This is a genomic window from Streptomyces sp. NPDC059398 (assembly GCF_042751845.1).
Lineage (GTDB): Bacteria > Actinomycetota > Actinomycetes > Streptomycetales > Streptomycetaceae > Streptomyces.
Genome location: NZ_JBHYWP010000017.1, coordinates 44,267 through 56,780 on the forward strand (window position 1 = coordinate 44,267; position 12,514 = coordinate 56,780).

The 12,514-nt window shown below is 70.2% G+C and carries 7 protein-coding genes; 5 read left to right on the forward strand and 2 right to left on the reverse strand.

Features of this window, described 5'->3' with window-relative positions; all coding sequences use genetic code 11:
- Positions 1 to 83: 83 nt before the first annotated feature.
- Together ACFXBC_RS08995 and ACFXBC_RS09000 are read left to right on the forward strand one after the other, a co-directional pair.
- On the forward strand, positions 84 to 1,487 hold the full coding sequence (locus ACFXBC_RS08995; RefSeq protein ID WP_385020483.1) for an SWIM zinc finger family protein: 1,404 nt from the start codon (positions 84 to 86) through the stop codon (positions 1,485 to 1,487).
- Between the two features lie 218 nt (positions 1,488 to 1,705).
- A complete protein-coding gene (locus tag ACFXBC_RS09000; protein WP_385020486.1) occupies positions 1,706 to 3,298 on the forward strand; it encodes a DUF5691 domain-containing protein in 1,593 nt (530 codons plus the stop codon).
- Between the two features lie 695 nt (positions 3,299 to 3,993).
- Here ACFXBC_RS09000 and ACFXBC_RS09005 read toward each other — a convergent pair.
- Entirely contained in the window at positions 3,994 to 4,407 is a 414-nt protein-coding gene (locus ACFXBC_RS09005; RefSeq protein ID WP_385020489.1) for a cobalamin B12-binding domain-containing protein, read from the reverse strand.
- Positions 4,408 to 4,796: 389 nt separating this feature from the next.
- On the opposite strand from ACFXBC_RS09005, the gene ACFXBC_RS09010 reads away from it, so the two are divergent.
- Complete coding sequence (locus tag ACFXBC_RS09010; RefSeq protein WP_385020492.1) at positions 4,797 to 5,852, forward strand: esterase/lipase family protein; 1,056 nt, start codon at positions 4,797 to 4,799, stop codon at positions 5,850 to 5,852.
- Positions 5,853 to 6,128: 276 nt separating this feature from the next.
- Positions 6,129 to 7,805: a peptidoglycan DD-metalloendopeptidase family protein gene (locus ACFXBC_RS09015; RefSeq protein ID WP_385020495.1), complete on the forward strand. Its 1,677-nt coding sequence runs from the start codon at positions 6,129 to 6,131 to the stop codon at positions 7,803 to 7,805.
- A gap of 144 nt (positions 7,806 to 7,949) precedes the next feature.
- Here the strand turns inward: ACFXBC_RS09015 and pcrA are convergent, their stop codons facing one another.
- On the reverse strand, positions 7,950 to 10,469 hold the full coding sequence (pcrA, locus tag ACFXBC_RS09020; protein ID WP_385020498.1) for a DNA helicase PcrA: 2,520 nt from the start codon (positions 10,467 to 10,469) through the stop codon (positions 7,950 to 7,952).
- Positions 10,470 to 10,843: 374 nt separating this feature from the next.
- Between pcrA and ACFXBC_RS09025 the strand changes: the two genes are divergently transcribed.
- The gene (locus ACFXBC_RS09025) at positions 10,844 to 12,034 is read left to right on the forward strand and encodes an NlpC/P60 family protein (RefSeq protein WP_385020501.1); all 1,191 of its coding nucleotides are present in this window, start codon (positions 10,844 to 10,846) and stop codon (positions 12,032 to 12,034) included.
- Positions 12,035 to 12,514: the final 480 nt, after the last annotated feature.

Genomic DNA, 12,514 nt, shown 5'->3' on the forward strand with positions numbered 1-12,514 from the left:
CCCACCGTGCACCATGGCACTGACAATCGACTGTTTACGCAGCTCAGAGCCTGTTGTCAGTGGCAGCACGTACCTTCGGAGCCATGAATCAGCAGGGGGTTCGGCAGGACGTTCGGCGGGGCGTTCGGCAGGGGGTGCGCTGGTCCGCGGACCAGGTGCTGGCACTGGCTCCTGACGTGGCGTCACGCAAGGCGGGGAGCAGGCTCGGGGGCTCGTCCGGGCCGTGGTCGGAAGCGGGGTGGACGAGCGGTCCGGAGGCCGTGTGGGGGCTGTGCAGCGGAAGCGGAAGCAAGCCGTACCGGACTGTGGTCGACATAGCGGGTGTGGCGTACAAGTGCACTTGCCCCAGCCGGAAGTTTCCGTGCAAGCACGCGCTGGGGCTGCTGTTGCTCTGGGCTGCCGCGGACGTGACGGTGAGGGAAACGGTGACGCCCCCGGGGTGGGCCGCCGAGTGGCTCGAAGGCCGCAGGACAGCCCGGGAGAAGGGGAGTTCCGTCAGTGGCCCGGGTGCGGGGGCCAGGAATCAGCCGGACCCGGAAGCGGCGAGACGGCGGGCGGAGCGCCGGGCCGAGCGGGTCACCGCGGGCACCACTGAGCTGGAACAGCGCCTGGACGACCTGCTGCGGAGTGGGCTGGCCGGCGCGGAGCAGGCGGGGTACGGACTGTGGGAGGAGACCGCGGCCCGCATGGTCGACGCCCAGGCCCCCGGACTCGCCGCCAGAGTAAGGGAGTTGGGCGCCATCCCGTCATCCGGCCACGGCTGGCCCGCCCGGCTGCTGGAGGAGTGCGCGATGCTGCATCTGCTGGACAGGGCCTGGCTCGGGCGTGACCTGCTGCCGGAGGCGCTGGCCACGACGGTGCGTATGCGCGTCGGACTGCCCGTACCAGCCGGGGGTTTGCCGGTCCGGGACAGGTGGCTGGTCCTCTCCCAGCAGGACTCCTCCGACGAAAGACTCACCACCCGCCGTATCTGGCTGTACGGCAGCAGCTCGGGACGCACAGCGCAGCTGCTGGACTTCGGCGCAGCGGGCAGGGCACCGGGGACAGCTCTGCCCGTGGGCCTGACACTGGATGCAGAGCTGACGCCCTACCCGGGAGCAGGTCAGCTACGGGCCGCGCTGGGCGAGCGGTTCGGCCCAGCGGGACGGGCAGCCGGCCCGCCCGAGGGGATATCGACCGGCGCCGCCGTCAGGGCGTACGGGCTGGCGCTGCGTGACGACCCCTGGCTCAGTTCCTGGCCGGTAACCCTGTCGTCCGTCATACCGGTCCCCGGCGCCGGAGGCAGCAGCGGCTGGCAACTGGCCGACGCCGAGGAAGGGACTGCCCTGCCCCTCACGCCGGGCTCTTCGGCCAGGTCCGGACTGTGGAGGCTCACCGCGCTCTCCGGCGGCGGCCCGGTCACCGTTTTCGGGGAGTGCGGCCACCGAGGCTTCACTCCACTCACGGCCTGGACGCCGGGTACGGCGGAAGCCGTACCGCTGACCTGAACTTGGCAGATGGGGCCAGCGCGGACTGGTGCGGGCCGCTGCGCCGTGCGTCGGCTCGGTGGCGGCTCGGTGCACTGCACACCAGGCATCGGCACAGCGGCGTATCGGCGCATCCATCTCATTCTGATCCACGTTCACATTCCTGCTCACGCCCATGCCCATGCCCACGCCCATGCCCATGTCCATGCTCACGGAGTCCACGCTCAAGGAGGGAACCGATGACCAGCACGCACACCATGACCTGGGAAGAGCTTGTGACCTCGGCTCTGCTCGGCACCGATCGCAGGCCGACGTCGGCAGGAGACTTCCCGCTGCTGGACGCCGCAGCGCTGCAGACCGTGCGACGCAGGGCGGGGCTGCTTCCCGCTGTCGCAGCCGTGCCACCGCCTCCTGCCCCGGACGACCCACGGCCCGAGCCGCCCGAACCGGCCAGGCGGAGACTGGCCCAGCTGCTGGCCGGCCGGTCCGGGCCGCAGGGCTCCGGTGGACGGCGCGGCGCCGCACCCGATCTCACCGAGTTGCTGCCCCAGTGGCTCGCGGTAGCGCTCCGGCACGGATACCGTGCGCCCGCCTCGCAGTTGGACGCACTCCTCGACGCCGCACGGTCACGTACGGATCTGCGTCCGCAGGCGCTCGCCTTCGCCGGAGCGCGAGGCCTGTGGCTCGCCAGGCTCAACCCTGAGTGGAAGTTCGCGCTGCGCAGCACGCCAGGGGGCGCTGGACTGCCCGCGCCCACGGACACGGAGGCCGTCCGGAACCTCTGGGAGGAGGGGCTGTTCGCCGAGCGCGTGGCGCTGCTCACCGCTGTACGGTCCGACGCACCGGCGGCCGGGATCGATCTGCTCACCACCACGTGGTCCACGGAGCGTGCCGAGGACCGTCTGATGTTTCTCGACTCGTTGCGCACCGACCTCGTGGTCGAGGACGAACCTTTCCTGGAGCGAGCCTTGGCCGATCGCAGCCGCAATGTCCGCTCCACTGCGGCCGAGCTGCTCTCCGCACTTCCTACGTCCGCACTCGCCGCCCGGATGGCCGACCGCGCGATGACGTGCATCAGTCTGGACCTGTCCGAGGACCAGGCCCGGATATCGGTCGAAGCGCCGCACGAGTGCGATGCGGCGATGCAGCGCGACGGCGTCTCCGCAGTGCCGCCGGGCGGCCGGGGCGAGCGGTCCTGGTGGCTCGGCCAGCTGGTGGAGGCGGCTCCGCTAGGCGTGTGGAGCAGCAGGCTGGGAGGCCGCCCGCCCGGCCGGATCGTCGCCCTGCCGGTGGCGGACGGGTGGGGCGAGGAACTGCATGCGGCATGGTGCAGGGCCGCGGTGCGGCAGCGGGACACCGCATGGTCGCGCGCCCTGCTCTCGGGTCCCGGCACTGCCTCCCTCGCTGAGCGCGCGAAGCTGCTGGCCGCACTGCCGGAGGGCGAACGGGCGTGCTGGGTGGCCGAGTTCATCGCCGGGAACGGACTGTCGGAGGCGTTCCAACTGCTGGCCGTCTGCGATGTCCCCTGGTCGGAGCCGCTGGGCCGCGCCGTAATGGACGCATTGGAGATCGCCCGTGATGCGGGGAGCTATCCGTGGAGCTTCAGCGGCGTCATGGGGCTGGCCGAACGGTGTCTGAATCCCATGGAAGCGTCACGCCTGGAGGCCCTCACCGCGATCCCGGATGAACCGGAGGGCGCATCACCCGGGGCCGGTGGCTACTGGTCGGAGGCATTCCAGCGCCTGGTGTCGACATTGCGCTTGCGGGCGGCGATGGCCGCAGAACTGTCAGGGGAGGTGACTTCGCCGGAGGAGATGAATGCTGGAGCGTGAGGCCGCACGACCGGTTCCACAGCGCGCCGCGGCTCCCCACAGACCGCGCCGGGCACTCCCTGGGAGGGCGAAGGGGGGACTATAGCCGCAGCCCAAGCGGCCCTGCTGCCCCGGGCTGCACGGATCGGACGGCCTGCCAGGCCCCATGGGTCACCTCGGATGCCCTGCCGGGTCCCCAGGGGCCACCCACCCACCGCCGGGTCTCACAGGTTGCCTGGGGCGCAGGGCAGGCCGGGTTACGGGGCTTCTGAGCCGCCGCGCGTGGATGACCACCGGGCTGCACGGGCTGCAGGGCTGCACGGACTGCCAGTCGGTTCGGACTGGCAGTCGGTTCGGACAGCCAATCGGTTCGGACAGCCAGAGGGGCAGGGCAGACGACAGGCCGCCGACAGGCCAGGCGCCGGGCGGTCAGAAGACGATCCGGGGTTGGCCAAAGGGCCGACATTGGGACGGGGCCGAGGTCGAGATCGACGTAGGGCTCGGCACAGCCGACCGCGCAGCCACACAGCAGCGCAGCCATACAGTCGCCAGCCAGCCGGTCGACGGCCGTACAGCCACACAGTCGAGGGCCGCACAGCCACTACCCGTACGGTCGACGGCCGCACAGCCACTACCCGTGCGGTCGACGGCCAACAGCCACACGGTCGCCAGCCGTGCGGTCACCGTCCGTACAGCAAACGGTCAGCCGTGGGCTGTCAGGCGCCTGCGGGCTGGCGTACGTTCGCCTGGACCCAGTCCACGATGGAGGTCGTCGTCGCGCCCGGGGTGAAGATTTCAGCGACACCCAGCTGCTTCAGCGGTGCGATGTCCGCCTCCGGGATGATTCCGCCGCCGAAGACCTTGATGTCCTCCGCTTCGCGCTCCTTCAGCAGTTCGATCACCTTCGCGAAGAGCGTGTTGTGGGCGCCGGACAGGATGGAGAGGCCGATCGCGTCGGCGTCCTCCTGGATCGCGGTCCCCACGATCTGCTCGGGCGTCTGGTGGAGGCCGGTGTAGATGACCTCCATGCCGGCATCCCGCAGCGCACGCGCGATGACCTTCGCCCCGCGATCGTGCCCGTCGAGACCCGGTTTGGCGACCACTACGCGGATCGGACCGACCACACCCATCACTGCCTCCATGCACGATGCGAACGAACGTGAACGAACGTTATCCACAGCATCCCGCAACCAGCCGTTTCACGGCGGTCAGGGAGGGGGAAATCACACACGGGACACATTCACTGCGCGCCACACCCCACGCCGCGCCGGATGCGCGGCAGCCAGATCCCGGCGGCCGCCCGGCAGCCTGGCGAGCGTGCCGGGCACCGAGGCACACCCCCAGGTGGCGCGTGACGGGAGCCGCAAGGCGAGAGAGCCGCATCACCCGTACCATCGGCTGCACGGTGGATGGCACGGAAAATGACATGCCGGTTATGTCAGTCAGGGACTCTTCCGTGGCACCCATGAGTGCGTGCGGGGACAAGGTCGCCCCCGTTCGCGGTTCGGGAGGTCGCCCCATGAAGGTGCTGCCGGATTTCCTCTCCCCCCAATGGCTGCTGCATCAGCTCCAGGTCTCCTCCGTACCACTGCGCGCCACAGCCCTCGACCTGGCGGTACTGGCGGGGCATATGCTCCTCTACCCGTCCGGCATCGCCGATGAGCGTCGGATCGACCTGTCACTGAGCGCCCCGCCCGGCGGAACCACAGGAACCACAGGAACCACAGGCGTGAGCGGCACCGACGGTGGCTCCGACAGCACCGATAACCCCACAGGGCCGCCCGCCGGCGGAACCTTCGGTGCTCCGTTCCACAGCCCGCCCGGGCGGCCGCTCGGGCAACCGCGCTCCGGACAACCGGGCTCGGGACGGCCGGGCTCCGGACAGCCACGTTCCGGAAAGGGCACGGTCAAGCACCTCCCACCTTCCGACCAGGGACATCGCCCCGTCGTGCTGCTCCACGGCTTCGTGGACAACCGTTCCGTCTTCGTCCTGCTGCGCCGGTCCCTCCTGCGGCACGGCTGGCAGCATCCGGAATCGCTCAACTACTCGCTGCTGACCTGCGACATCCGGGCGGCGGCCGAGCTGCTGGGAGAGCACATCGAGGAGATCTGCGCCCGTACGGGGCACCAGGACGTCGACATCGTCGGACACAGCCTCGGCGGCCTGATCGCCCGGTACTACGTACAGCGACTGGACGGTGACAGAAGGGTGCACACGGTCGTCACGCTCGGCACGCCGCACGAGGGGACCCAGATCGCTCAATTGATGAGCGCCCATCCACTCGTACGGCAGATGCTGCCCCACTCGGACGTGATTGAGGAATTGCGCAGCCCGGCGCCCGGGTGCCGTACCCGGTTCGTGAGTTTCTGGAGCGAACTCGACCATCTGATGATTCCGGTCGAAGCCGGCTGCATCAACCACCCCGATCTGATCACCACCAATGTCAGGGTCAGCGGCATCGGACACCTCGCCCTGCCGGTGCACCCGGCCGTGGCCGCCGCCATCAGGCAGGCACTTGAGTCGTCCGGCGAGGCTTCCGACGGTCCACCGGAAAACGTCATTTCAGTCGCCTGACCCGTGGCGGGAAAGGGTGACCGGAAGCGTGAAAGAGCGAGCGAAAGAAAGTGAGCACGAACAGTCAAAAGACGTGGGTACGTCGAACGCTTCCCGAACGCCCGGCCAAGGGTGTGCACATGGAGCCTCGAAAGACGGCCGAATGCCCGTTTTCCGCTCGTCCGGTACCTGCCGAAGATTGTCGCCGCCATGTACCGCCGGGTACAGTCGCGCCACTGCTTCCCCTGGGGGTGCCCCCGAGGCAGGGCCCCTGCCGCCGAGGCGAGAGAGACGTTGGTGAACGACCAGCACACCCACGCCGGGTACGTCGGAAACGACGGCTACGCCACCGGCAGCCCCACCGGCACGTTCGCCGTCGACCCGCTCTTCGGTGAGCTGACGGACGCTTACCCGCCCGGCAGGCACGAGGCCCCCCAGGCCCCCCAGGCAGGACACAGCGGGGAGTACGACGCCACGCAGTGGGACACCGGTTCCCACGGAACGCTCGGATATGACGCGACGTACCAGCCGACCGGCCAGTGGCCGCTCCAGCCTCAGCCGCAAGCACAAGCACAGAGCTACGGCTTTCCGGCACAGGCCCTGGCCGGTCATGACACGGGCAGCTACGACACGACGGGCCAGTGGGACGCGGCAGCCTGGAACTCCAACGCCGTTGCGTACACCAGCAAGTTCGAGAACGGTCAGGCCGCCACTCAGCAGTGGCTCGCGCAGCCGGACGGCTACAGCAACGCCGGCTTCGGGACGGCTGACCACGACACGACCGGCTACGGCCCGGCCGGTTACGGCACCGGCACCGGCACCGGCACGTACAGCACCGGTCCGATCGCCAACGGCGCTCATGGCCCGGACACCGACACAGGTGCTCACGACGCCACCGCCTGGAATTCCGCCGGTACGGCCGCCCCGCACGCGCCTACGCCGACCCCGCACGCAACACAGCAGTTCGCCGCAGTCGACCTCGCCGATGTCACCGGGCCGGAACACACCGCCGAATTCCCGGCGTTCGCCGGCCACGACGGCCCGGGCGGGTTCAGCGAGCCCGAACTGCCCCACGAAACCGGCACCGAACCCCGCAGCACTGACCCCGGCACCGAACCCGGCAGCACTGGACCTGGTACCGGCTTCGGAGTTGGCCCCGGCACCGGCTTCGGCACTGAACCCAGCTCCGTACCCGTACCCGGCCCCCTGGCGCGCCGCGCACCGGGTGGCCGGGGAGGCCGTCGTCGTACGCCTGCCAAGCGCTCCGCGCTGCTGACCATCGGGGTCCCCTCCGTCTGTGTGATGGGGGTGGCCGGAGCCGCAGCCGCCACCGTCGGAGGCATCGGCGAGGGCAACACGGACAGCGGCACAGCCACGCAGGCGGCCGCCGACACGTCGTCCGTCAAGCCGGTGGCCGCCAACAGCAAGCTGGACGGCCAGCTCGCGGACCTCAGCCACGGCGCCGACGACTTCGCCGACCGCGCCAGCCGTACGCAGGAGCGCATCGACCTGAAGGAGCGGCAGGCCACGGCGAAGAAGAAGGCCGAGGATGAGGCCGCGCGCAAGGAGGCCGCGCGGCCGAAGTTCGTCCTGCCGGTGACGCAGAAGGGCCTGAGCGCCTACTTCGGGCAGGCCGGGGTCAACTGGATGTCCGTGCACACCGGTATCGACTTCCCGGTCTCCTACGGAACACCCGTCATGGCCGCGACCGACGGCACCATCCGTACGCAGTGGAACAACGCCTACGGCAACATGGCCATGGTCACCTCGTCCGACGGCACCGAGACCTGGTACTGCCATCTCAGCAGCACCAAGATCCGGTCCGGCTCCGTCAAGGCGGGTCAGGTCATCGCGTACTCCGGGAGCTCCGGTAACTCGACCGGTCCGCATATGCACTTCGAGGTGCGGCCCCACAGCGGCGCTGCGATCGACCCGCTGCCGTGGCTCCGCAGCCACGGCCTCGACCCGACCTGAACCGACCCGTCCGGGACACGGACCGCAGGGACACGGACCGCAGGGATACGGACCGCCGGGACACGGACTGCCACACCGCGCACCCCTGGCCCGTAGCCTCCGGCCCTGACCCGTAACTCCCGACCCTGACCCGTAACCCGCCCCCTACAGCTTCTCGACCGGTGCGTAGCGCAGCAGCAGCTTCTTCGGGCGCTCGTCGCCGAAGTCCACCGTGACCTGGGCATCCGAGCCCGATCCCGTCACCTGCATCACGGTCCCCAGGCCGAACTGGTCGTGCGTGACCCGGTCCCCCACGTTCAGCGTGATGACCGGCTTCTCACCGGCCCGCCGCGTAGCGAACCCCGAAGCTCCGCCGGAGCCCGCGCGCGCACGCGACGAGGACAGCGAGGACGACAGCGACGAGGTGATCCCCGACGTCGGGCCCGCCGGGGCCGACGTCGCGCCCAGGCGCTTCCACTCCAGATGCTGCGCGGGGATCTCCTCAAGGAAGCGCGACGCCGGGTTGTACGAGGGCTGGCCCCAGGCGCTGCGCAGCGTCGAGCGCGTCAGATACAGCCGCTCGCGGGCGCGTGTGATCCCCACATAGGCGAGCCGCCGCTCCTCCTCCAGCTCCTTGACCTGCCCCAGCGCACGCATGTGCGGGAAGACACCGTCCTCCATACCGGTCAGGAACACCACGGGGAATTCCAGCCCCTTGGCCGTGTGGAGCGTCATCAGGGTGATGACTCCTGAGCCGTCCTCGTCCTCGTCGGGGATCTGGTCCGAGTCGGCGACCAGGGCGACCTTCTCCAGGAATTCGGCGAGCGTGCCCGTGCCCTCCTCGTCGCTGCGATCCTGCTCGAACTCCAGGGCGACAGCGGCGAGTTCCTGGAGGTTCTCGATGCGGGTCTCGTCCTGCGGGTCGGTGGATGCCTGCAACTCGGCCAGATAGCCGGTCCGTTCCAGAACCGCCTCCAGCACCACGGCGGGCCCCGCGCCCGACTCGACGACGGTGCGCAGCTCCTCCATCAGGACGTTGAACCGCTTCACGGCGTTGGCCGAGCGGGCCGCCATGCCGTACGCCTCGTCGACCCGGCGCAGCGCCTGCGGGAAGCCGACCTTCTCGCGCTGGGCGAGTGCGTCGATCATGGCCTCCGCGCGGTCGCCGATACCGCGCTTGGGCACGTTGAGGATCCGGCGGAGCGGGACGGTGTCCTCGGGGTTGGCCAGCACCCGCAGATAGGCCAGCACATCACGGACCTCCTTGCGCTCGTAGAACCGGACCCCGCCGACGACCTTGTACGGGAGACCGACCCGGATGAAGATCTCTTCGAAGACACGGGACTGAGCGTTGGTCCGGTAGAAGACGGCGACGTCACCGGCCTTCGCATCGCCCGCGTCGGTCAGCCGGTCGATCTCGTCGGCGACGAACTGCGCCTCGTCGTGCTCGGTGTCCGCGACATAGCCGGTGATCTTCGCGCCCTCGCCGGCCTCGGTCCAGAGGTTCTTGGCGCGGCGGTTCTCGTTGCGCTCGATGACCGCGTTGGCGGCGGAGAGGATCGTCTGCGTGGAGCGGTAGTTCTGCTCCAGGAGGATCGTGGTCGCGTCCGGGTAGTCCTCCTCGAACTGGAGGATGTTGCGGATCGTGGCCCCGCGGAACGCGTAGATGGACTGGTCCGCGTCACCGACGACGCACAGCTCGCCCGGGGCCCTGCCCTCACCGGACGGGCCGACCAGTTCGCGTACCAGCGTGTACTGGGCGTGGTTGGTGTCCTGGTACTCGTCGACCAGGACGTGCCGGAAGCGCATCCGGTAGTGCTCGGCGACGTCCGGGAACGCCTGGAGCAGATGAACCGTCGTCATGATGATGTCGTCGAAGTCCAGCGCGTTGGCCTCGCGCAGCCGTGCCTGGTAGAGCGTGTACGCCTCGGCGAGGGTCTTCTCGAAACCTCCCCCGGCCTCCGTCTGGGATGTGCCCCCAGCCTGCCCCGCGAAGGTCTCCTCGTCGATCAGCTCGTTCTTCAGGTTCGAGATCTTGGCGCTGAAGGACTTCGGCGGGAACTTCTTCGGGTCCAGGTCCAGATCGCGGCAGACCAGGGCCATCAGCCGCTTGGAGTCGGCGGCGTCGTAGATCGAGAACGATGAGGTGAAGCCGAGCTTCTTCGACTCGCGGCGCAGGATGCGCACACACGCGCTGTGGAAGGTCATGACCCACATCGCCTGGGCGCGCGGGCCGACCAGCTCCTCGACGCGCTCCTTCATCTCGCCCGCGGCCTTGTTGGTGAAGGTGATCGCGAGGATCTGGCCGGGGTGCACCCCGCGCGAGCCGAGCAGATGCCCGATCCGGTGGGTCAGCACCCGGGTCTTGCCGGAACCGGCGCCGGCCACGATGAGCAGCGGGGAGCCGGCGTGCACGACGGCGGCGCGCTGCTCGGCGTTCAGCCCTTCGAGCAGCGCGGCAGGGTCCACGGCGGGGCGCGGGGCGCCGTCGCGGTAGTACGCCTCACGCCGGGGCGCCGCCCCCTCGGTGGCGTGCCAGGCACCACCGAAGAGGTCGTGCGGAACCTCCTCCGGGGGGTGGCCCCCTCCGGTGTGGCCGCCGGCGGAGTCCTCGGCGGGCGGCGGGGGCTCTTCCTCCGGGGGCTGGAGGTTCGCCAGGAAGTTGTCGTCAAAGAGGCTGCTCATCGTCTACCGAGTCTAGGCCGAGCCAGTGACAGTCCGGGGCCGTACGCCCGACCGGAAAGCGGGCCGGGGGTACGGCCGCCCCGCGCCCCGGCCGCCGTAGCTGCCCGGCCACAAGGTCACGAAAACGTATCGGGCATATCGAACATCAGTCTTCCCCCGGGTCACGGGAGTTGGCTATCTTGCTCGCTCAGGACCGCACGTACCTCGTCGCTCAGGACCGCACGTACCCCTTCGGCGAACCGCGCCGGAGCGAGTGGTCCGCGCCGAGTCCGTTCTGCCGTACCGGTGCGCCGCGATGTGTGACGTACGACGCACGGCAGGCAGAGCCGGGATCCACCGACCCGGCAGGCGGTCCACGGAAGGAACGGCCCGTCTTGGCAACGCACCGCAGACCGCGTCCCCGCGTACGCAGTACCGCCCCCGCCATCGGCATCACCACAGCGGCCCTTGCCTCGGTTTCGCTGTTCGCCCAGAGCGCCGGTGCCGCGCCCGCGCCCCTGGCGAAGCCGAAGCCCGGCATCGAAAAACCGGGCATCGAAGAGGTGCGGAAGAAGGTCGACGGGCTCTACCGCCAGGCCGGAACCGCCACCCAGCAGTACAACCAGGCCCGGGAGGCCACCGCTGCCCAGCGCCGAACGGTCGACACCCTCCTCGACCAGGTCGCCCGGCGCACCGCGAAGCTGAACGACTCCCGCCGCACACTCGGCACCTACGCCGCAGCCCAGTACCGCGAGGGCACCCTCGCCACCACCGCGACCCTGCTCCTCGCCGACGACCCCCAGTCGTACTTCGACCAGGACCAGCTGATGAAGCGGCTCGGCAACCGCCAGGAGAAGGCCGTCGCCGACTACCGGACCCAGCAGCGGTCGGCGGCCGGGAAGCGCGGGGAGGCCGCGCGCAGCCTGGAGGGCCTGACCGAGGCCCAGGCGGCGCTGAGGACGAGCAAGGAGTCCGTGCAGTCGAAGCTCGCCGAGGCGCGCGGGCTGCTCTCGAAGCTGACGGCCGAGGAGAAGGCGCGGCTCGCGGCGCTGGAGAAGAAGAAGGAGGACGAGGCCAGACGCAAGGCCGGGAAACTCGCGCAGGAGCAGGCCGCGGCGGAGAAGAAGCGCAGGGCGGCGGAGAAGGCAGGCGGCGCGGGGACGGGCGACGGCAGCGGTTCGAAGACCGGTTCCGGATCGGGCTCCTCCGGTTCCGGTTCCGGTTCCGGTACGCCGTCGAGCAAGGCCGCGACGGCCCTCGCGTTCGCGCGCGCCCAGATCGGCAAGCCGTACGTCTGGGGCGCCACCGGACCCAGCTCGTACGACTGCTCGGGCCTCACCCAGGCCGCCTGGAAGGCGGCGGGCGTCGACCTCCCGCGGACCACCTGGGACCAGGTGAAGACCGGCACCCGGGTCGCGACGAAGGACCTGCGCCCCGGTGACCTGGTGTTCTTCTACGACGACATCAGCCATGTCGGGATGTACATCGGCAACGGGATGATGATCCACGCCCCTAAGCCCGGCGCGTATGTGCGCGAGGAGTCGATCTACTACATGCCGATCTACGGCAGCGTCCGGCCCGCGTAGTGGCAGGGCACCCCGCGTAGCGGCAGGGCAATTCACGTAGCAGCAGGCCAACAGGCTCCCAGCCTCCGCGGGGTCGCTCCGCCCCCGCAGGGTCCGTCGCTCCGGGCGCGTACACTCCTGGTATGGGACATGAACATGCGGTGACGGAGAGCCCGGTCCGGGCCCCGCGCGCACTGGGTCCCGTCGCGCCCCGGGCGCGCTGCTGCCGTGCGCTGCACGGCCACGGCTAGCAACTCCGGGCCCCTCCTGAGCCCCGCGGTGGGCTCACGCGAACGCGCCTGTGAAGCGCCTCCGACGCGACTCCGCGTCTCCGCCCCACCACCCCCGTAGCCCCACCACCCCCGCAGCCCCGCGCCCCCGGGCGTACCGCCGGGGTCGCGTCCCCCGGCCGCCGGCGGGGCGGGCGCGCCCGGAGAGGACCCCGGGGGAGGTGTGCGGGTTGCTGGGCGGGGCCGTCCACGAAGGACTGGGGGGGGTGAC